At 40.3% G+C, this 20,697-nt stretch carries 19 protein-coding genes and 1 tRNA gene; 10 read left to right on the forward strand and 10 right to left on the reverse strand.

The window, feature by feature from the left end:
- The first annotated feature begins 231 nt into the window (after positions 1-231).
- The 5 genes from BMG01_RS08275 to BMG01_RS08295 are packed head-to-tail and all read left to right on the forward strand — an operon-like array spanning position 232 to position 5,120.
- Positions 232-1,077 (forward strand): MetQ/NlpA family ABC transporter substrate-binding protein, encoded by an 846-nt coding sequence (locus tag BMG01_RS08275; protein ID WP_004915778.1) that lies wholly within the window; start codon positions 232-234, stop codon positions 1,075-1,077.
- Between the two features lie 45 nt (positions 1,078-1,122).
- Entirely contained in the window at positions 1,123-1,962 is an 840-nt protein-coding gene (locus BMG01_RS08280) for a MetQ/NlpA family ABC transporter substrate-binding protein (protein WP_004915777.1), read from the forward strand.
- Positions 1,963-2,011: 49 nt separating this feature from the next.
- On the forward strand, positions 2,012-3,343 hold the full coding sequence (locus tag BMG01_RS08285) for a M20/M25/M40 family metallo-hydrolase (RefSeq protein WP_004915774.1): 1,332 nt from the start codon (positions 2,012-2,014) through the stop codon (positions 3,341-3,343).
- The gene (locus tag BMG01_RS08290; RefSeq protein WP_004915773.1) at positions 3,340-4,428 is read left to right on the forward strand and encodes a methionine ABC transporter ATP-binding protein; all 1,089 of its coding nucleotides are present in this window, start codon (positions 3,340-3,342) and stop codon (positions 4,426-4,428) included. The genes BMG01_RS08285 and BMG01_RS08290 overlap by 4 nt, the downstream gene beginning before the upstream one ends.
- On the forward strand, positions 4,425-5,120 hold the full coding sequence (locus BMG01_RS08295; protein WP_004915769.1) for a methionine ABC transporter permease: 696 nt from the start codon (positions 4,425-4,427) through the stop codon (positions 5,118-5,120). The genes BMG01_RS08290 and BMG01_RS08295 overlap by 4 nt, the downstream gene beginning before the upstream one ends.
- Positions 5,121-5,154: 34 nt before the next feature.
- Here the strand turns inward: BMG01_RS08295 and BMG01_RS08300 are convergent, their stop codons facing one another.
- The 3 genes from BMG01_RS08300 to BMG01_RS08310 form a co-directional block, all read right to left on the reverse strand.
- On the reverse strand, positions 5,155-5,853 hold the full coding sequence (locus BMG01_RS08300; RefSeq protein WP_004915766.1) for a GntR family transcriptional regulator: 699 nt from the start codon (positions 5,851-5,853) through the stop codon (positions 5,155-5,157).
- On the reverse strand, positions 5,853-6,995 hold the full coding sequence (nagA, locus tag BMG01_RS08305; protein ID WP_004915765.1) for an N-acetylglucosamine-6-phosphate deacetylase: 1,143 nt from the start codon (positions 6,993-6,995) through the stop codon (positions 5,853-5,855). The genes BMG01_RS08300 and nagA overlap by 1 nt, the downstream gene beginning before the upstream one ends.
- 132 nt (positions 6,996-7,127) lie before the next feature.
- Positions 7,128-7,646: a phosphatidylglycerophosphatase A gene (locus tag BMG01_RS08310; RefSeq protein ID WP_004915764.1), complete on the reverse strand. Its 519-nt coding sequence runs from the start codon at positions 7,644-7,646 to the stop codon at positions 7,128-7,130.
- A 313-nt stretch (positions 7,647-7,959) separates the two neighbouring features.
- Here BMG01_RS08310 and BMG01_RS08315 point away from each other — a divergent pair.
- From BMG01_RS08315 to BMG01_RS08330, 4 genes are all read left to right on the forward strand, one after another.
- Positions 7,960-8,031: transfer RNA gene (locus tag BMG01_RS08315), tRNA-Gln, on the forward strand.
- A 160-nt stretch (positions 8,032-8,191) separates the two neighbouring features.
- Entirely contained in the window at positions 8,192-8,938 is a 747-nt protein-coding gene (locus tag BMG01_RS08320; protein WP_036067574.1) for an NUDIX domain-containing protein, read from the forward strand.
- A gap of 74 nt (positions 8,939-9,012) precedes the next feature.
- Positions 9,013-10,173: an MFS transporter gene (locus BMG01_RS08325; RefSeq protein WP_004915757.1), complete on the forward strand. Its 1,161-nt coding sequence runs from the start codon at positions 9,013-9,015 to the stop codon at positions 10,171-10,173.
- 15 nt (positions 10,174-10,188) lie between these two features.
- Complete coding sequence (locus BMG01_RS08330) at positions 10,189-10,737, forward strand: folate family ECF transporter S component (protein WP_004915754.1); 549 nt, start codon at positions 10,189-10,191, stop codon at positions 10,735-10,737.
- A 135-nt stretch (positions 10,738-10,872) separates the two neighbouring features.
- On the opposite strand, the gene alr is transcribed toward BMG01_RS08330, so the two are convergent.
- The 3 genes from alr to BMG01_RS08345 are packed head-to-tail and all read right to left on the reverse strand — an operon-like array spanning position 10,873 to position 15,482.
- A complete protein-coding gene (gene alr / locus BMG01_RS08335) occupies positions 10,873-11,994 on the reverse strand; it encodes an alanine racemase (RefSeq protein ID WP_036067571.1) in 1,122 nt (373 codons plus the stop codon).
- A 15-nt stretch (positions 11,995-12,009) separates the two neighbouring features.
- Positions 12,010-13,347 (reverse strand): NAD(P)/FAD-dependent oxidoreductase, encoded by a 1,338-nt coding sequence (locus tag BMG01_RS08340; RefSeq protein ID WP_004915747.1) that lies wholly within the window; start codon positions 13,345-13,347, stop codon positions 12,010-12,012.
- Between the two features lie 41 nt (positions 13,348-13,388).
- Entirely contained in the window at positions 13,389-15,482 is a 2,094-nt protein-coding gene (locus BMG01_RS08345; RefSeq protein ID WP_004915744.1) for a DNA topoisomerase, read from the reverse strand.
- 199 nt (positions 15,483-15,681) lie between these two features.
- Here BMG01_RS08345 and BMG01_RS08350 point away from each other — a divergent pair, with 199 nt between their 5' ends.
- On the forward strand, positions 15,682-15,990 hold the full coding sequence (locus BMG01_RS08350; RefSeq protein WP_004915741.1) for a PTS cellobiose transporter subunit IIB: 309 nt from the start codon (positions 15,682-15,684) through the stop codon (positions 15,988-15,990).
- A 38-nt stretch (positions 15,991-16,028) separates the two neighbouring features.
- On the opposite strand, the gene BMG01_RS08355 is transcribed toward BMG01_RS08350, so the two are convergent.
- The 4 genes from BMG01_RS08355 to BMG01_RS08370 form a co-directional block, all read right to left on the reverse strand.
- The gene (locus BMG01_RS08355; protein ID WP_004915738.1) at positions 16,029-17,417 is read right to left on the reverse strand and encodes a DUF2130 domain-containing protein; all 1,389 of its coding nucleotides are present in this window, start codon (positions 17,415-17,417) and stop codon (positions 16,029-16,031) included.
- A 154-nt stretch (positions 17,418-17,571) separates the two neighbouring features.
- Entirely contained in the window at positions 17,572-18,834 is a 1,263-nt protein-coding gene (locus BMG01_RS08360) for a hypothetical protein (RefSeq protein ID WP_004915735.1), read from the reverse strand.
- Between the two features lie 238 nt (positions 18,835-19,072).
- Positions 19,073-19,348: a hypothetical protein gene (locus BMG01_RS08365; protein WP_004915732.1), complete on the reverse strand. Its 276-nt coding sequence runs from the start codon at positions 19,346-19,348 to the stop codon at positions 19,073-19,075.
- Positions 19,349-19,566: 218 nt separating this feature from the next.
- Positions 19,567-20,457: a hypothetical protein gene (locus BMG01_RS08370; protein ID WP_051586136.1), complete on the reverse strand. Its 891-nt coding sequence runs from the start codon at positions 20,455-20,457 to the stop codon at positions 19,567-19,569.
- Positions 20,458-20,697 lie beyond the last annotated feature (240 nt).

Raw genomic sequence — 20,697 nt, forward strand, 5'->3', positions numbered from 1 at the left:
CCCCGTTAACGGGCACACCATTCGGCTAGGATCATTTCCCGATGCCCGATGGTTAGTGAGCAACTATTTGGTAACAAATAGTCCAAACTCAGAATGGTATCGCGCTTATGGTAAGCCGCTTCTGTATCTATAAAGTACAGAAGCGGCTTTTTTGATTGAAAAATAGCTTGTTCATCGCCATTCTAAAAATCAGGAATTATCAATTAGAGAAAACAGGGAGAAATACGTATCATGAGTAAAACAACTAAATGGCTTGTTGGTGGTGTGGCGATCGTCGCTATCGCCGGCATTGCCTATGCCAGCTTTGGTCAAAAAACCAAAACAACTTCAAAAACCGTCACCATCGGTATTATGTCAGGTTCAAAACAAGATGCCAAAATCTGGAATAGAGTTAAAAAAACTGCCAAAGATCAGTATGGTATCACGTTAAAGTTCAAAGAATTTACTGACTACTCACAGCCTAACAAAGCGCTTGCGTCTGGGGACATTGATTTAAATGCCTTTCAACACTACGCTTTCCTAGCACAGTCAAACAAATCAACAGGTGACAAAATCGTGTCAATTGGTGATACTGTCATTTCACCAATCCGTTTGTATTCAAAGACATATACAAAAGTCTCACAGTACAAGTCAGGTGACACCATTTCTGTTCCTAACGATCCCAGCAATGAAAGTCGCGCGCTTTATGTTTTAAAAGCAGCAGGATTAATTGATCTCAAATCTGGTTTAACCCTAGCAACTGTTAAGGATATTACCAAGAATCCAAAAAATCTCAAAATTAAAGAACTAGCCGCCGACCAAACAGCTCGCTCACTCTCAGATGTGCAAGGTGCAGTGGTCAATGGTACTTATGCCGATTCTGCTGGTTTAGATTATAAAAAAGCTATCTTTGTTGAACCCTTGAACAAAAATTCTCATCAATGGGTCAACATTATTGCCGCTAACAAAAAAGACAAGAACAACGCCACTTACAAAAAAGTAGTTAAAGCCTACCAAACAGAAGCTACTAAAAAAGCCATTAACAAGCAATATGATGGTGTTGAACTAGCTGCTTGGGACGCTGATTTTAGTAAATAAGGATGTGATTCGAGGTTAACCCATCACTATTATGAGGAAAATATTATGAGTAAAAAAACAAATTGGATTATCGGCGGTATTGCCGTCGTCATTGTTGCTGGTGCTATTTATACATTTGGTCATGGTAGTAAAAGTCAATCAAAGACTGTTACGATTGGTGTTATGGCTGGATCAAAGGAAGAAGATCAAATCTGGGATGCCGCCATCAAGACCGCAAAAGACAAATATGGCATCACTTTAAAAACAAAAAAATTCACTGACTATTCACAGCCTAACAAAGCATTGGCCGACGGTGATATTGATTTGAATGCCTTCCAAAACTATCCATTTTTAGCCAACTGGAATAAAACATACAAAACAAATATTGTTTCAATTGGTGACACTTGGACAACACCTTTGCGCTTATATTCTAAATCATATAAGAAAACATCTGAATTTAAAACAGGTGATCAAATCGTTGTGCCTAATGATGTCACTAATGAAAACCGTGGCATTCATTTATTAGCTGAAGCTGGTTTAATTAAAATCAAAGATACTAATACGGCAACGCCAAAGGATATTACATCAAATCCTAAAAAACTACAAATCACACCAATTGACGCGTCACAGACAGCCAAGTCGTTAGACGATCCCAAAATCGCCGGTGCAGTCATTAACACTAACTATGCTATTTCTGCCAAATTAGACATTAATTCAGCAATTTATGTTGAAGGGCTTAACAAAGACAGCGAACAGTACTTCAACTTTATCGCCGCTAACAAGAAAGATAAGAACAACGAGACCTATAAAAAAGTCGTGAAATCATTACAAACTGCCGAAACTAAGCGTTTGGTTAAAAAGTTCTATGGTACAGCTGAAATCACTGTTTGGGATTATAAAAAGTAATACATGCGCTTTTGCGCGTACATAGTTGTTGCGGGAGGACTAATAATACATGAGTATCAGAACACAATATTTAGCGCTATTGCGTGATTTGGTTGCATTACCTAGTGTTTCAGCAAAACATGAATCACTACCAGAAACTGCTAAATTAATTGCGGATGCACTACGCGGTTTAGGAGCCGAAGTTTTATATGATGATACCTACTTTGCACCTTTCATCATTGGCAAATTAACTAGCGCTGTTTCCAAGGCGCCAACAGTTATCATTTACAATCATTACGATGTTCAACCAGCAGAACCACTTGACTTGTGGGACAGCAATCCCTGGCAGCTGACAGAAAAAGATGGTAAGTTATATGGTCGTGGCGTCGATGATGACAAAGGCAACTTGACAGCAAGACTTACTGCCGTGGCTGAGTATTTATCTGAACATAACAATCAGCTACCGATTAATATTACCTTTATTATAGAAGGTTCCGAAGAAACGTCATCTCAACATCTCGACGATTATTTGGCTAAGTATCAGCAACATCTATCTGGTGACCTCGTTATCTGGGAATCGGGTGGTAAAAATGCCAATGAGGAAGTAGAAATATTTGGTGGTAACAAAGGGATTGTGACTTTTGATGTCAGCGCGAAAACAGCTAGTCATGATCTGCATTCGTCACTAGCCGCTGTTGTAGATTCTGCTGCTTGGCGTTTGACACAAGCGCTTGCCACATTGTACGATGACAATGGTCACATTAACGTGTCAGGATTTTATGATGATGTTACACCCCCTAATCATCGTGAGATACAGTTGGTATCAGCATTGCCGCTAACACATGCAGCATTAGTTGCGCAACATCAAATCACTGTACCACTTTTGACTGACAAAACTGGGGATGATTTGAAGTCAACTTTGTATTTTTCACCTACACTCAACATTGAGGGTATTGACAGTGGCTACGTTGGTGAAGGTGTAAAAACTGTCTTACCGGCCAAAGCATCAGCCAAACTTGAAGCACGTTTGGTTCCGGGAATGGATCCTGACAAAACGCTCCTTCAAATTAAACAACACTTCCAAAGCCGCGGTTTTTCTGATATTCTGGTGACTAAGACATTGGGGCAGCCTGGTTATCGTAGTGACATGTCAGACCCAGAAATTTTACGTGTTATTGATGTCACAGCGCATTACTACAAAGCGCAACCTGTTGTTATCCCAACATCCCCCGGCACTGGTCCTATGTATTATATTCATGAGGCATTGGGTGCCCCAATTGCCAGTTTAGGAATTGGTTATGCCAATACAAACGACCACGCACCAAATGAAAATATTCGCCTAGATGACTACAATCAACACATTGACGTCATTAAAGCACTAATTAGGAGTTATGAAAAATGACAGAAGAACCAATTATTAAACTAGACAATATCAATGTCACTTTCCATCAAAAAAAGCGGACAATCACTGCTGTTAATAATGTGACTGTTCACGTTAATCGTGGAGATGTTTACGGTATTGTTGGTTATTCCGGCGCTGGTAAATCAACCCTTGTTCGCGTTATTAATTTGTTGCAAGAGCCAACTAGTGGTTCTGTGATTGTTAATAACGAAACGTTTTTTCAAGCAACAGATGAAAATGCTAAAAAAACAATCATTGGTGGTAACGACTTACGTGATAGGCGCCGCAAAATCGGTATGATTTTTCAACACTTTAATTTACTCAACGAACGGACAGTCACTGAAAACGTCGCGTTTGCCCTACAACATAGTCCATTAAAAGAAGACGAAAAAAAGGCAAAAGTAGCAGAATTGCTTGAGCTAGTTGATTTATCAGATCGCGCTGACCAATTTCCTGCTCAATTATCAGGTGGGCAAAAGCAACGTGTTGCCATTGCCCGCGCCTTGGCAAATGACCCAGAAATTCTAATTTCTGATGAAGCTACTTCGGCTTTGGATCCTAAAACAACCAATCAAATTTTGGCGTTGCTCAAAAAACTCAATCAAGAATTTGGTTTGACGATTGTTTTGATTACGCACGAAATGCAGGCTGTTAAAGAAATTGCTAACAAAGTTTCGGTCATGCAAGATGGTGAAATTATTGAAAGTGGTTCGCTATTAGAAATATTTGCGCAACCAAAAGAACAGCTCACACGTGAATTTATTGAGACGGCTACCAATATTGATAAAGCAATTGAAACAATTAGTCATGAAGCGCTTGTTCACAATTTAAAAGATAACGAAGTCTTTGCTCGCCTTTCTTATGTTGGGGACACAACCGATGAACCGCTGATTGCAGGGCTATTCCGTGATTTTAATGTTACCGCTAATATTTTGTACGGCAACATTGAGATTCTGCAAGAAACACCTGTTGGCTCATTGTTGGTTATTTTATCAGGAGAAACATCACAACTGCAAGCTGCACTCGGTACATTGCGTGACCACCATGTGACAGTTGAACTTATTAAAGGAGGCCAATCATTATGAACCAATGGTTTGCACATACTTTCCCTAATGTAATATATCAAGGCTGGGGTGGCGACACTGGTTGGTGGACTGCAATTGTACAAACGCTGTACATGACATTTTGGTCTGCTATTTTTGGTGGCCTTTTGGGTCTGATTTTCGGTATTGGTCTTATTATTACCGCGCCAAATGGTATTGCCCCAAGTAAGACATGGTTTTGGATTTTTGATAAAATTGTGTCCTTCTTCCGTGCCTTACCATTCATCATTTTGTTGGCGGCTATTGCACCTGTCACCAAAATTATTGTTGGTACACAAATTGGCACAACCGCAGCGCTTGTGCCATTATCTCTTGGCGTCTTTCCATTCTACGCACGACAAGTTCAAGTTGCTTTATCAGAAGTTAGCGGTGGTATCGTCGAAGCTGCACAATCAGTTGGTGCATCTTTTTGGGATATTGTGTTTGGCGTTTACTTACGCGAAGGTCGTTCCGAACTGGTTCGTGTTTCAACCGTCACTTTAATTAGTTTAATTGGCTTAACGGCCATGGCTGGTGCCATTGGTGCTGGTGGTTTAGGAAATATGGCCATTTCGTATGGTTATAATCGTTTCGCCACTGATACAACGCTAGTCGCAACATTGTTAGTTTTGATCCTAGTCTTAGTAGTACAAGTCATTGGTGATATTCTTGTTAAACAACTCAATCATAAATAATAAAAAGCTGATATCAATCAAGATATCAGCTTTTTTAACGTGTAATTGTCATTTCAAAGCGTTCACCAACATAAAATGAACGTGAATACTCAAATGGCATATCATTTTGATCATATGAAACTTGACGTACTGACAGAATTGGATCACCACGCTTAATATGGAGTAATTCTGACAAGCGTTCGTTGGCTAAACTCGCCGTGATTGTTTGCTCAGCGCGACCCGGATTAATGCCTGCCTGCTCGAGCGTTGCATACAACGATTGCGTTAATTGACTACGTGTAAATGCTTCAACTAATTTAACCGGCAAGGTTGTCTGTTCCAACAAAATAGGTTCATCATCACCTAAACGCAGACGTTCCATAACCAATACTTCATCAGTCTCCGATAGTTGTAAGTGCTCCATTTCCGAAGCAGATGGTGTTGTTGTTTTATAACTGACAGTCACCGTGCGTGCTTGTCTGCCTGTGGCAGCCATCAACTCCGTGAAACTTGTGACACCGAGCGCACGTTCAGAGACTTTCTTTTCAGCAACATAGGTTCCCGAACCCACCTTACGTTCTAAAATGCCTTCGTCCACCAACGTCTGAATTGCTTGACGCAAAGTCATCCGCGACACATCAAATTCCAGTGCCAAATCACGCTCAGCGGGCAAACGTTTTTGAGCTTCCCACTCACCAGCTTCTATTCGTGACAATATTTGATTGTGAATTTCGATGTAACGCGGTTTAGCCATTAATTCTCCCTTGCGAAGCGACGACCAAGTGAGTATGTCGCTTGTAATTCCATGTCTTGATTAAAAATATTAAAATCAGCATCTTTACTTGCTGACAAATCACCTTTTTGTGTCAAACCAAACTCACGCGCTTGATTGACCGAACTCATTTGTACAGCATCGCTAATATCAGCACTTGTAAAGCGTTGAATATCAGCAAAAGCATCATCATAGGCTAAAACAGAACCGGCTAAATGTCCATTTTCTAAGCGTGCTTGTTTGTCTTTAACAATTACTTTTTGTCCGCCCAATTCTGATTCGCCATTACCTAATCCTTCGGCGCGCATTGAGTCAGTCACCAAATCAAGACGTTGTGCCCCTTTGACTTTGAAAGCCAATTGCAGCATATCAGGAACAACATGGAAACCATCAGCGATTAATTCACCTGTGATTGATTCTTCAAGCATACCATGACCTGTAACACCTGGTTCACGATGGTGTAGTGGTCGTTGTGCGTTATACAAATGTGTTATGTGAGTAGCACGAGAATGTCGTAATTGTTCACGAGTTGCATTAGAATGGCCAATTGATGGCACAATGTGATGTTGCAACATGAATGCCTCAAAATCAGGCAACCCACCATTTTCAGGCGCATAAGTTACCAAGCGTATGCGTTCGCCAGAAAGTGCATACCACTTTTTGAGTAATTCAGTGTTTGGATCAATAATATATTTTTCAGGCTGTGCACCCATAAAAACTTTGTTAATAAAAGGGCCTTCCAAGTGAATTCCTTGAATCACTGGATTTGTCTTAGCAACTTGATCGATTGTCTTCAACGCACGTTCAATATTTTCAGGTGATTGCGTCATTGTCGTTGGAAATAGTGACGTAATGCCTTCCGTCACCATTTTATTGACCATCTCGTTAAGCTTGTCGGGATCACCGTCCATCGTGTCTAAACCGTAACCACCATGCTTATGAACATCAATGAATCCTGGCACAACCAGTTGACCAGTTGCCTCGTCAATGACCTCATCGTCAGCTCGCGCTGTGAAATCAACCATGTAGCCAACTTCCTCAATTGTGTTAGTGAAGCGCATGTATGCGTCTGGCATATGCTTATAGCCTGTATACAAGTCAATATTCTTAATTAATTTTGCCATATCATCACGTGGTACGGCGTTTTAGACGCCGCAGCACTTTCCTCCTCTAGCCTTTATAATTTAAGTATAATTGGTCTAGACCTATTTTGCAAATATTTTATATAATTGACAATGAAAAAAAACGCCTCAGCGTTAGTTTCTGATTCGTGATTGGTTTTCAACCATTCCTGCCGCGAATTTATGAGCTACCTTAGAGGCCGCCGCTGCTGCTAAAGCACCCACAATATCATCTGCAAATGTCGTCACTGCTTCGCTTGTTTTTCCCTTGCGATCAAGTTCACCAACCAGTCCAACTTTTAGTTTGTCGATGTAACCATAGTTTGTCACACCAATCGTATCAAATGACATAGCAATTGCGGTTCCGATTGTCTCATCAACGCCAAACAAGCCATCATCATGTTCGACTAAATCTTGCAGCGGTGCTTCTAGTAAATGTTCTTCAGCCAAGCGATCTAATTCAAGTCCAACCCATACTTGATGCTGAACCACGCGCTTATGTAAAATACTTTCCACCGCAGCTTCTACTTGTGCAAGTGTCAGACCTGCCACGTATGATTGTTCATTATCATAAGCAATTTGGGCGATATCTGTCACCGTAATATGGTGCTGTGCTAATTTTTTAATTGTGTTGTCGTAAGTTGCATACTGCATGTGTTTGCCCCCTTCTGTGTTTTTCTAGTATACCGAAATTTAATTTTGAAAGCTATCATGAAGACAAATACTGTCACAACAACATTTTGATATTATCAAATCACGCTGATTAATGTCACAAATGAAACGATTATTTTTTCATTATTCTAACTGAAACGCTAATTTGCTGTCATAAACAACCTTGATATTTTCCAAACATGGACACGAAACTTTCACTTTTTGAATCGCAACTGAATGCTTGAACAAAATAGCAATCGTTTCAAAAATACTGCTTGCAAAAGAGAGACATTTTCTGTAAAATATATAGAGTAATTGCCCCTTGGCCAAGCGGTAAGGCGGTGGCTTCTGGTGCCACTACGCGCTGGTTCGAATCCAGCAGGGGCAATTTTAAAAAGGTAATCAACTTTGAGTTGGTTGCCTTTTTCATTGACACAATGTGCGTGGTGGCACCATTGTTGCCATGAGTGTTCCATTAAATCAAGATGCTGGTTACGCCCATTTCACTTGAAATTAAGATATAATATGCCCTAGGAGGTTTTCCATTTATGCCAGAAATTATTTCTCGACCCATTGTCACGGTAACAAATGTTATTTGGAGTTATGATTTTACAACCGAAGAAGTTGTGGTACTCTTGGCTAAAAAAGCAGACGAGCCCTTTAAAGGTTATTGGAGCTTACCTGAAACATTTTTAAGATCAACAGAGGATGCTGATTCAGCAGCTCTAAGACTTATCTCAGACAAAATTGGTGTCCAACTGGATAGTTTTCATACTGAACAACTCGCAACTTTTTCATCAGTGGTTCGTACTAAATCAGACCGTCAGCTTGCGTTAGCATACATGAGTTTTTTGCCAAAAATGCCAGAGCTGACGCCAGGTGTTGGTGCTGTAAATGTTGCTTGGGTCCCAGTCAAAGCTCTACAAAATAACTTTTATTTAGTTCATCCCGAATTCTCTATTAAATTACCGAATACCACACCAAATGATTTTTATCAAAATCTGACCGTTAAAAGTAACCAGTCACAATTAGCTTTTGATCATGAATTGATTATTCAAACTGCCATCACTCGTGTTCGAAACAAACTTGATTACGCGCCGTCGATTCTAAGAATCCTTGGCAACCACTTTACACTCAAAAATGCACGTAAAATCTTTGCTAATTTTCTTGGTATCTCCGAATCAGCAATTGATAATTCCAATTTTCGAAAAACTCATGATCATCTTTTTTTTGAAACTGGTGCTGTTACCACAGTGGGAAAAGGACGCCCAGCAAAGCTCTATCAATTAAAGTAAAATTGACTTTTAATTAATATCATGATATTCTTAACTCCAATAAAAGTATTTAATACTTAAAAGGGAGTTTTTTTATGTGGTCATCTTTTACACGAAAAACGTTATTAATTATCGGTACCGCTTGGCTATTTGATGCACTGGATGTGGCTTTGCTGTCATTTATCATGCCAATGGTAAAAGCGCAGTGGCAGCTAGAAGCCACTCAAACTGGCCTATTGTCTTCGATGACAGCTATCGGCATGGCTTTTGGTGCCATATTGTTTGGTAAAGCTGCCGACCACTTTGGTCGAAAAAACGTCTTAACAGCCAGTCTTATCTTATTTTCTCTGGGTAATTTAGCATTAGCATTTTCCCCCAATTATCATTGGTTTTTAGTTATTCGTTTCATAGTTGGTCTCGGTCTGGGTGGCGAATTACCTGTGGCCGCTACTTATTTGGCTGACCATTTTAAAGGAACCGTACAATCGCGCTTATTAATTCTAGCAGATAGTTTTTGGGCAGTGGGTTGGCTCATTGCATCCGTATTAGCATTCTTTTTTGCTAATAGCCTTGGCTGGCGTGGCCTATTAATACTAACCGCAGTTCCTGTGTTGTTTGCCCTAATCTTGCGCAGCAGACTAACTGATGCACCCACACTATTAAAGAAATCACCCACTTTAATCACAAGTTTAAAAGTAAATTTGAACTATCAAACTGTTCTATTATGGTTGACTTGGCTAATGGTGATGTTTAGTTACTATGGTATGTTTATGTGGCTGCCAACAATTTTAGCCAGCCGCGGTAACACTTTGGTGACTGGCTTTGGCTATACTGTTCTCATTACACTTGCACAATTGCCTGGTTATTTTGTTGCAGCGTGGTTAATGGGGAAAATACAAGTACGTTGGGTCTTCATCATTTACATGTTAGGGACGGCATTGAGTGCTTTTGCCTTTGGACAAGCTGATAGCATAACTGCAACCATACTATTCGGCAGCTTGCTCTCATTTTTTAATCTTGGTGCTTACGGCACAATTATTGCAATGACTCCGGTTCAATACTTATCGGAATATCGTGGTACTATGACCGGTATTGCCCAAGGAATCGGCCGTTTAGGTGCCGTGGTTGGACCTTTATTTGTTGGCTGGTTGTTAGATTATCATGTTTCTGTTAACCATATTTTTACTATTTTCATGATTTCTCTCTTTATTGGCGCACTGGCTGCAGTTTTTTTGCCTGATCGCATGAAAGCATAAAAGGATATTATGAGCATGTTGAAAGATTATTATACATTTAAAAGCCCAAAATTGACGATACAAGTGCTGACAATTGCAGCATTGATGTTAACACTTGATATCATATTATGGAAAATTAGTATCGGCCCTAGCTATTTTCAAGTAGCTTTAGGATTTATTTCAATGGGTCTAATGGGCTATTTTCTTGGTCCGTGGTTGGCCGGCACAGTTGAATTGATGTCCGACTTTTTAAGTAGCACCGTTTTTGGTGGTTCATCTGCTTTTGCTTGGCAATTCTTAATAGGCGCTTTCCTAGGTGGCGTGGTGTATGGCGTGTTGCTTCATGGGCACAAATGGTCATGGATTAACATCGTCGTCGCCCACTTAATAATTCTTGGCCCCATCAGTCTTTTACTCGATACTACAATTGTTTCTTTTGTTTACCATATAGACTGGCGTGTCGTGTTCATCACACGCGCTGTTCGTAACTTCTTTACATTTTTCATTGAAACATTTGTATTAATCAGTATACTAAAAGGAATTGAAGCCAATAGATTTTTGAGAGAAATCAAGCATAATTTGTAATACCATGGTCAATGATTTTTGCTATCAGGCTAAACATACGGATTAATTTATAAAACGTCACATTCCCAATTAGTTGATATCATTGTTTATCTTGATAGCTGGCGCCGTACTTTTTACCCATGACTATTGTCTACTTTATGGCACGATGATACGCTGCAAACGTGGCGCAAAATGATTCATCAGTGCAACAATACTAACACTTGAATACTGAGCCAAATCGGGCAAAGTCACTGATTGAGCCCCAACACTGCCAATTAACGTCACTTGAACACCAATATTAACTGGCTTATCGACAAAAATCATCGTCTGGTCCATCGCCACACCACCAGCGATATGTCCGACTTGTCCATCAGCTATTAAAATGCGCATACCATCAGCATTAAATGGATAACCGTCCGAGTGCCCAATCGGAATCGTTAATAACCACCCGTCGTGTTTCGCGCGATAATCTGCACCATATCCCACCGCTTCACCAGCTTTAATCGGCTTACTAAAAATAACTTCAGCGGTTAGTGCAAGTACAGGTTCCAGTTCAAACGGCATCGGCATGGTTGGTTCAGATGAATCAATGCCAAATAAGCCAACACCTAAACGCACAATCTCAGTATCCACTTTATCAGCGTACCAAGTGGCCATACCAGTATTAGCGAAGTGTTGTTCCTTTGGTTGTGCAGGTAAATTCTGAGTTAAACGTTGCCATTCTGATATTTGAAAATCAACATACGTCTCATTCGGTGTATCTGCCGTAGCAAAATGCGTCCAGAGGCTTTGAAATTCTAATTGTTTCGAAACAACTACTTCTTGAATCGCTAGTACCAATTGGTCACGTTCTTTGAAACCAATACGATTAAGTCCTGTGTCAACCGGCAACGATACTTTCAGGTGTAATGATGTGTCAGCTAAAACTTTGACCGCTTGTTGAATAGTCGCTAGTGAACTAAATGCCAACGTAATATCTCTTTGTGCGGCTAAACGGACAAACTGCGAATCCGTGAGGCCTAACACATCAATAGGCTGTTGATAGCCCAAATCGCGTAATGCTAAGGCTTCATCCAGCATCGCCACGCCAAAACGAGTTGCGCCAGATTGGATACTCAACATCGCCATTTCTGGTAAACCATGAGAGAACGCATTGGCTTTCAAGACAGCCATCACTTGTTGTGCATGAGCATGATTTTTGATGGCTGCCACATTGTGCGCAACAGCTGAGCGAGATAAGCTCACTTGTGCATGACGATGCAATGCTACGTAATTCATATTGTCACACTTTCGTTAATAAAACGCGCCAAACTCGGAACCTAGCGATGGATAAGCATAAATATTTGCTTGTGTATCTGCTAAGGTTCTTTTGTCGTTGATAGCGGTCACAAAATAGTTGATTAATTCTTCTGCTTCCATGGCAATGACACTCACGCCAACAATCCGCCCATTTTGATCCAGCACTGTACGAATTCTGGCGTTGTCATGATAGCGATAGAAAGTAATGACTTGACTCATATCAACATCAGTGACACGATAACCTAATTGCTCTGCTGCCGCAACCGGTATACCTGTTTGCGCAATACGTGGTGATCCAAACACTACTGCAGGCATAGTTGGAAATGCAATTGGGTCGGTTATTTTTTGAGCTATAAGTTGTGCAACATAGCGTCCTTCATAATTACCTGTGGGCACTAACTTTGGCGCTGGACTACCACCCACATCGCCAATTGCGTATACATGCGGATTGCTTGTCCGTAAATAGTCATCAACTGGAATATCGGCTTCATTATAGGTAATGCCGGCCGTTTCAAGTCCTAATTTATCAGCATTCCCGACACGTCCAGCTGTTACAAAAACACGATCTGTTTGGAATTGTGTCCCATCATCAAGCGACACTAATAACTTTTTAGTGTCAGTTTGTTCAATTTTAACTACTGTCGCATCAAAATACCAATCAAAACCTGCTTCTTGTGTTTCAGTAATCCATTGTTTTACCAGTGTTTGGTCGAAGTCACGCAACGCACTATGGCCATGCGTGACAACGCGGGTATGTGCACCTGCGGCATTTGTGATTGTGGCAAACTCGACACCAACATACCCCGCCCCAATAAAAGTTACATCATCTGGTAAATCAGGCAAATTCAAAAAATCCTCACTGTCTTGTGTCAATTCAGAACCTGGAAAATCAAGCTTTTTAGGGCGCTGACCAACCGCAATGACCCAATCGGTAGCCGTAACTGTGTCAGCAGTATCTGTTATTACCACTGTGTCAGCGTTTATAAACTCACTATGACCATATAACCGCGTTACGCCTGCTTCATCCAATCCACGAACTTTGCGTGGTTCGACGGCATCAACATAACCTTGCTTGTAGGTCATCAAGTCTGACCAATTAATTTTTGAGTATCCTTGTAAGCCACGTCCTTGCATGGCGGATTGACGCCTAATACCTTCAACGGCAGAAAGCAATATTTTTTTAGGATCACAGCCATAGTTTGGACACGTACCACCCCATAAATATTGCTCGATAATAACGACTGATTTTCCTAGTGCTTTAGCGGCAAATGCTGCTGCTAGACCAGCTGGTCCGGAACCAATCACGCCGACGTCATATTGATATTGTGCCATTTTTGCCTCACTTAATTTTTTATTATTATACAATATAGTCGTTATTTTTTTGGTTTTGGATTAAGCTTAAAACCATAAAATGTATTTCCTTTAAATGTTTGCTTGGCTAATTTGCCAACTGCTGTGTACGGCTTTCCACGTTTAGATTTAGCAGGAAAACTAACCTCTGCCCCAGATAACAACTTTTGCAGTTCATCATCAGTAAATACGTGGCCACTCCATTCTCGAGCAAATGTAACTTCTTGCCCCTGCCAAGTGCCAGTCATTTTTTCTGACACTTTTCTTGGCTTTCGAATTTTTGGTTTGGGTTTTCCTAATAAAGTTTCTAAAGACTGCGCATTATTGACCATAATTGGCAGATCATGTTCAACCACTTTAGTGGCTGAATCAAGCACCTGCGTCATCGTCATCTCAAATTGACCCACTTGATCCATCATTTCAAATAATCGCTTGGTAATTTTGGGCGAGGCAATCCAAGTATCTTTAACCATAATAGCGGAAACGTTACCTGTCTCTGTTAAGTCTAACTTCCCTCTTTTTTCAGATAGCATGGCTTTAGTACCAAGCGCCATTTCAGAAAGTGTCGCGACACGTGTCGCACCAGTACCGACGTTATGCTTTTCTAAGAATGCCATAATCCACTTCGTTGTTGGTGCTTGTGGTTTTGGATTAGCGCCTTCGTGCAAATAAGGCGTCGCGTCAGGTCCCAATTTCCCTTTAGTAGCGTTGTTCTCATCCTCTTCCCCATCATCAACTTTAATGGCTTTTTGAGCATCATAGACTAGTTTAAAGTTGAGTTTAATTGGCACATTGAATGCCGTTTTAAAGTCGGGATAATCTTGTAAATTAGCTGTGACGTGATCATAGACATAATCTTCTGCTAACATTGCCAAGTAGTTCTTAGCCAATACATCATAAATGGCTGGTCCACTAGCACCGTACTTTGACAATGACTCGGTTGTGTTAGGGACATTTTCACCTGGCCGATTGGCCCCGTGCGCTCCTTGTTCTTTGACATGAGTTGGGCGAGGTGTCCGATGTGTTAACAGTGAGGGATCAATACCGACAACTGCCGCAATACGGTCTACTAAAGGCAACAAATCATTAAATTGATCTGGCGTCACTGTTTTATCTTCAGTTCTTGGGTACGAGACGACTTGCGCCTCATACATTTTTTGATAAGTGCTCAAAACTTCTTTAGAAGAGAAGCCACGCGGGGCTAAAATTGACGCTAAGCCGGCTAAATCAAGTAGCTTTCCGGGCGCTTGCGTACGGGTTTGGTGTTTTTCATTAACAACGGCGCTGTTATGATATTGCTCAATATCTTGCTCTGCTTGTGCTTTCGTCGAAAAGCGCCATGGCACCACATCGCCTTGTGGTGTCACGCGTCCAAAAATATGTCCTGCCGGATCTTTGAACTTTACCTCAAAAAATGGCGTTTTAACATAGTTTTTAATAGCTTCAAGTTGCTGATAAATACGCCAAACAATGACTGATTTCAGGCGTCCTTCACGGGCAACAACTTGAAAACCAGCCTTTTTGGCAGAAGTGGTAGCAATACGGGTAAGTTGCATGGACGCAAAGTCCCAGCGATTGCGACTTTCACCTTTGATGTATTCACCATCAGCCATTTTGTCAGACACATCACGTAACTGACGCATTGCTTTTTGAATGCCGGTCGTTGACTCATCCATAAAATTAGCACGAAGCACTTGTCCGCGCCAACTGATTGCGTCTAAAGCTTCCCAAGCAAGTAATTCGCCCTCTCCTGACGGATCAGTATCAGTGGCAATTATAATCGCGTCAAAGCCTGCTTTAGATTCTTTTTTTAGGTCGTCAATTAGCTTTTTCGTCGATTCTATTTTGCCTGTTCGCAAATTGCGCTGTTTGATGTACGTACGTGCCCACGAAAAATCTTCTAATCGCCAAGGTAAATGTTTAATGAGCCATGATTTGTATTGTTTTTTGAGGTCTTCTGCCACCATTTGTTCTGGATCTTTGAGTGTCATCACATGACCACGCAAATTAGTAATGGTATAAGTAAAGTTGTCAAATGATCCTGATTTGCCGCCCAGTGCTTTGCCAAAATTAGCGGCTGCGGATGGTTTTTCAGTTAGGATGAGATAATTGGGCATAATAATGTGTGCGCTATCCTTCTAAGGTTAATTGACTCTATTTTAACAGATTGTGCAAGTCACTGCCCTCTGCCTGAACTAACGCCTAATCTATTGTACGATTTTAATTTAGATAACGCTTATGCGTATGAAACAAAAAATAACACTTACTTTTAGTAAGTGTTATACTAAAGACAAATCAAGAAAGTAGGTCAATAAAATGTCAGAAATTCTATTAGTTGATGCCGCGGGCATGTCAATTTCAATGTTGTCGAATAAAATGGATCAATATAGCGCAGCCCATGATTTAGGCTACCATGTTGAAGGCATCGCTGATGCCGCTGCTGAAGAGCATATTGCTCACGTCAAGCCCGCCATTATCATGATTGCACCTCAAGTAAGCTACTTGTTTGATAAATATAATGATAAATTTGGCGCCGACATTCCGGTTGTTAACATTGAAATGATGGCTTATGGCACGATGAATGCTGAAAAAATTATAGGTGCAGCGATTGAGCAAATCAGCTAACAACCTCCGGAAGTGGCACGTCTAAAATAGTTTTCCCCTCACTCCCCCAACCCATCAAACTTCGCTTTCATCGTTGGATTACCTCTCGTCAGTTTCTTGACGCTGACATCTTCCAACTTATTATTTGCCAATCGCAGTTGGTTTTCGGAGGTTGTGAGTGAGCGCTTGACGGCTTCCATGCGGGCGATGGCTTTGTCGATTTCGTCAATGGCACTTTTGAAGTTTTTTGAGGCGCTTTGGTAATTTTTGCCAAAGGCATTCTTGAAATTCGTTAAATCGCTTTCAAAATGAGTGATATCAATATTTTGTTCACGAACTTGTTCGAGTTCTTGCTTATATGCCACGGAGTTCAATGCGGCGTTGCGCAACACGCCAATAAACTGGATAAAGAATTGCGGACGAATCACGTACATTTTGTCGTAGTCATTAACCTGCACAATACCCGTGTTATACAAGTCACTATCGGCTTCCAGCATTGATACTAGCACGGCGTATTCTGTGTTTTTCTCGCGGCGATCTTTATCTAATTCTTTGAAAAAATCAGTATTTTTGTGCTTGGAAGCTGTTGTGTCGGCTTCATTTTTCATATCAAACATAATGCTGACAAATTCTGTCCCATCTTGATAATCACGGAAAATGAAATCACCCTTTGAATTGGTCTCAGATAATGCGTTGTCTTTTTCAAAATAGGCGTTTGGGAACGCGTAAGGTCGTATTTTATTAAATTCAGTCATCGCGTATTGTTCCAAACTCTCACCAATCTCCTTAGTCGATTGGCGTGCCTTGAAATCTTTATAAAACTCAACCTGTTCGTTAGCAGACTTCAACTGGGCTTCATATTGATCTTTCACATTAGCAATTTGGAGTTCTTTTTCTTTGTCCTTAAGCTGTAATTGTGATGTCAATTCGGACACTTTTTGGTCGCGCTGTGACAGTTCACTTTGAGCCGTTGCGTCTTTTTTAAGTAATTGTGTTTCCAATTCAGCTTGGTGTTGTTGCTTAATCGTTTCAATTTGCGACTCAAGCGCTGTGATTTTGGCCTGTTTATCAGCCAACGTATCTTTCAAGTCCAAATCTTTTTGTGTCAGCTGTGCCTTGAGTTCAACGTTATTTTGCTCAGTGATACTTTTTAATTGTGTCTCAAGGGCGACAATTTTGTTTTCTTTATCATTGATATTTTCTTGTAGCGTCGCTTTTTGTTGTTGGAGCTGGTTTTCCAGTTCAGCTTTTGCTTGTGCTTGCCGTTGCGCTTCCCATTCCGTCTTGGCTTGCACCAATTTGTCATCTAAAATTTCAGCAATCGTCCCGTTGATGACACTCGTGTCAATGTTTTGTTCGTCAGTCAAATCAACGATGTCACCGGCTTTGGCATCTTCATCCAAAACCAATTCCGTTTGTGACGCAATGTGAAATTTTACCTTTGCCATGTGAGATTATCCTTTTTAATTCATGAATTCTAGTCAATATAATCATTCTCATTATAGCAAAAATCAGGTTTTGCTATTATGTTTTATCATATCAATTTAATAAAACTTGTGTATCGTTTTAGTCAGTAGAAAAAGCACACCAGAACAGTGTGCTTTATTTGTTACGATTAGTGCTATCAATGACTTCTGATGTGTTAAAGAATGGGTTGAGCACTGAGTTGGTGCCATTCAAATCATCTGTCATGCGAATACCGTCAACGTTGATACGGGCTTGGCGATAATACTTTGTCGTCATCTCGCCCCACGACGTGTGAGACGCATCGACGTTCTCATAGATTTCAAAGCCTTTTTGTCGCAGGTAGGCAAACTTCTCGTTATTATCTTGATACCCCTGCCAATCGCCAATGTCTGCGCCAAATGGGAAAATCAAAATGTTCGTCTTGCCAACAACAGGTTGCACTTCCTTTTCCCAACGATCCGTATCAAGCTTGACATCCGCCACAGAAGAAGCCTTCATATTCAGGTGTCCCCATGAATGTGAGGCAAAATTCCAGCCGTCTGCTTTCAAGGCTGCGACGACTTTAAGCGCTTTTTTTGTTTCGCGTTTGGTCTTAGCAGTGTCGCCATATTGTGACACAGATGTCCGGTAGCCAAGGACACCATTATAACCTGTCACCGCCAATGTCCCTTTATCACCACGGTATGAAAAATCAGGGTGATCTTTGATAAATTCATCAACGATTGGCACCAAATCATAATTACCAACCGAGGTCTTACCATTAGCGTCAATATATTCATTCTTGATGCCGTTCTTGGTAGCCACCAACTTCGAGGCAAATCCAGAATTGATCATGTATTCATAATAATTGACATCATCTTGCGACAAAACCAATGGCGTCTTACCCTTTGGCAAACTAACCCCATCAAATACTAACTCGCCTTTGTCGTTTTTCTTCACCAATCGCTCAGAATTAACCAACACGTAGCCTTTGGCATAGAGTTGCGTCAACATCTTATTAAATTCGCCAATCGTGACCATGTAATCCTTGTAACCTTGCGCCTTTTGTGACGTAAAGGCGCGCGTTGGATCAACAATTAAGCTGTGGAAAAATAAATGACTGTACTTGTCCGGATCGTTCCATGTTACAAGGTTGGACTGACTGGCTTCAATTTCTTTTTTGAGCGCTTTAGCCTTGAAGGAGTTGTCATTGGTAATTGATTTAAGGCTTTTGGCGTAGTTATATTGTTGATAGTCTAGCTTAGCTTGGGCAACCGAATTTGCTTTGTGAGACTTTCCGGTCAACACAGCCTTAGGTGCAGAAGTAGCGCTTTTTTTCGTCTGGCTCATCTTTCCAACTGACCAACAAGCCACTATGCCCAAAAGCATCACTAAAACCATATAAGCAACTTTTTTCATCTATTATCAACCTCTACATCGCAATTATTATTGACATATGAACTCTTTAGTTCACACATTATCAATATCAATATCAATATCAATATCAATATCAATCTAATTTTAACATAATTGTAGTATAGCTGTTATATTTGAAGTTATTGCGGGTAGAATGTGAACTATATTCGAATTTTTGTGATATCGAGCACTTTTTAATTAGCGTGGTTTGAATTGGCCGTTTTAATCGTGAACCAATGATTCAGTTACCAAAAAACTTCAAATTATAAAGTATGCCAAAAAACCAATCGCTTCTATGCAACTGCTTCAACAATACTTTGCCATCATCGGACAACTTACTATCCAGAGAAAGCCTTTGAAATGACTTAGTCAAATGTGTGAGTTCTTTGTCCTGCAACACTTTTGGGCGGCCTAAATTAACAATACTATTTTGAATCACTTGCTTTTCAATGTCATTCAAATCTGGATGGTTTTCCAGAAATTTTTTTAGATAATTGCGTTTATCTGTTTTAAACATTTTTTCCTCTATTCACTCATATACAAAAGTTTTTCTTACATCCCTCAATGATAACATTAACTTGATATGAGATATCGACAATCATTTGATAGCATTCTGTTATTGATGTTCATATCATTAATATAAAACAAACACCTACAAGACAAAGAGCGCATTGCCTTGTAGGTGTTTGTTTACTTTATGATACTGATTCAATTTATTTGTTAAATTATATATGATTACTCAACGAAGTGATCAGATGCAGCTGGAGTCTTCTTACCGTTGTTTAACGCCCCTAATTCGTTATCACCGTCTTTGACTAACTTAATGAAAGATACGTCTTCTTGATCGTAGTGTTTATCATTATACTCCACATCATAAGGTTCACCATGGGGCTTAGGGCCAGTATAATGAAAGTTTTGATAAACCGTCTTTTGTTCTTCAGTTGGATTCGTGTGTTGATCGTTCTGATAATAGCCCAATCCGATATTAAAGGTCGGTGCATACATCGTTCTTGCCCCATCAATTATTAGCTTATAATCCTTATCTCCACTTATTCGTTTTGTCTGTCCGAGCCCGCGGAAGCCTAACATTTGAATGCCATCAACTTCGTGAGTTACAGTATTTGCAATGACACTGTTAATACCGCCCCTATGTCGAGTAACTGCATTAGTATTTAAGATGTTGATATCTGATATTGGCATAACATTTTCAAATTCTGCATCCCAATCTTTATCTTTAGGAAGATCCGCGTTATTTTCCCAACAACCATTAAAATAAAAGTCATCTTGTTGTGTGCTAATAGCACACTGTTCTTTAACTTTGTCAAAATCATTTTTATCATTTTCAACCATATGTTTGGCAGCATATGCAGCCTCACCAGTAACAAGTTTACTATAAACCCACTTATTATTGCGGTATGAGAAAAGTATTCTGCCGTCGTCTGAGGTTTTTTCTTCAGCTTTGAGTTTGCCTGGTAACGGGTTGCCATTTTCGTCTTTAAGTACGGTTGGCTGTTTTGATTTTGCTTTCAATACTATTTCAAGTTTCGTAAGAGCATTTTCTGCTTGTCTCCATGCCGTGAGAGCTTGCCAATATTCTTCAGAAGGAAACGAAGCATCATCATACACTCTTTTTGCTCATAAGTCAATAATTCGGAATGTTTTTTATCTAGGGCTGAACTGATTAGGCAACTTTTATTTTTTGATTGGCAAGACTGATTCTTTCGTTGTTGAACCAATGAATATGGTAGATTGTAAAATTAAACCGAACACTTGAATAAAAAAGCCGCAGCGCCTTTAATGGTAATTGTCTAAAACAACCATAAAGGAACTGCGACTCATGACTAGTTTATCATCTCAAGAACGCAC

The organism is Leuconostoc sp. BM2 (assembly GCF_002095565.1).
Lineage (GTDB): Bacteria > Bacillota > Bacilli > Lactobacillales > Lactobacillaceae > Leuconostoc > Leuconostoc falkenbergense.

Coding starts and splice junctions, on each gene's coding strand:
- BMG01_RS08340 (WP_004915747.1), bottom strand. CDS start 13,347: ATGGCACAATATCAATATGACGTCGGCGTGATTGGTTCCGGACCAGCT.
- BMG01_RS08300 (WP_004915766.1), bottom strand. CDS start 5,853: ATGGCTAAACCGCGTTACATCGAAATTCACAATCAAATATTGTCACGA.
- BMG01_RS08310 (WP_004915764.1), bottom strand. CDS start 7,646: ATGCAGTATGCAACTTACGACAACACAATTAAAAAATTAGCACAGCAC.
- BMG01_RS08365 (WP_004915732.1), bottom strand. CDS start 19,348: ATGTTTAAAACAGATAAACGCAATTATCTAAAAAAATTTCTGGAAAAC.
- BMG01_RS08355 (WP_004915738.1), bottom strand. CDS start 17,417: ATGGCAAAGGTAAAATTTCACATTGCGTCACAAACGGAATTGGTTTTG.
- BMG01_RS08325 (WP_004915757.1), top strand. CDS start 9,013: ATGTGGTCATCTTTTACACGAAAAACGTTATTAATTATCGGTACCGCT.
- BMG01_RS08290 (WP_004915773.1), top strand. CDS start 3,340: ATGACAGAAGAACCAATTATTAAACTAGACAATATCAATGTCACTTTC.
- nagA (WP_004915765.1), bottom strand. CDS start 6,995: ATGGCAAAATTAATTAAGAATATTGACTTGTATACAGGCTATAAGCAT.
- BMG01_RS08345 (WP_004915744.1), bottom strand. CDS start 15,482: ATGCCCAATTATCTCATCCTAACTGAAAAACCATCCGCAGCCGCTAAT.
- alr (WP_036067571.1), bottom strand. CDS start 11,994: ATGAATTACGTAGCATTGCATCGTCATGCACAAGTGAGCTTATCTCGC.
- BMG01_RS08275 (WP_004915778.1), top strand. CDS start 232: ATGAGTAAAACAACTAAATGGCTTGTTGGTGGTGTGGCGATCGTCGCT.
- BMG01_RS08285 (WP_004915774.1), top strand. CDS start 2,012: ATGAGTATCAGAACACAATATTTAGCGCTATTGCGTGATTTGGTTGCA.
- BMG01_RS08360 (WP_004915735.1), bottom strand. CDS start 18,834: ATGAAAAAAGTTGCTTATATGGTTTTAGTGATGCTTTTGGGCATAGTG.
- BMG01_RS08280 (WP_004915777.1), top strand. CDS start 1,123: ATGAGTAAAAAAACAAATTGGATTATCGGCGGTATTGCCGTCGTCATT.
- BMG01_RS08330 (WP_004915754.1), top strand. CDS start 10,189: ATGTTGAAAGATTATTATACATTTAAAAGCCCAAAATTGACGATACAA.
- BMG01_RS08295 (WP_004915769.1), top strand. CDS start 4,425: ATGAACCAATGGTTTGCACATACTTTCCCTAATGTAATATATCAAGGC.
- BMG01_RS08320 (WP_036067574.1), top strand. CDS start 8,192: ATGCCAGAAATTATTTCTCGACCCATTGTCACGGTAACAAATGTTATT.
- BMG01_RS08350 (WP_004915741.1), top strand. CDS start 15,682: ATGTCAGAAATTCTATTAGTTGATGCCGCGGGCATGTCAATTTCAATG.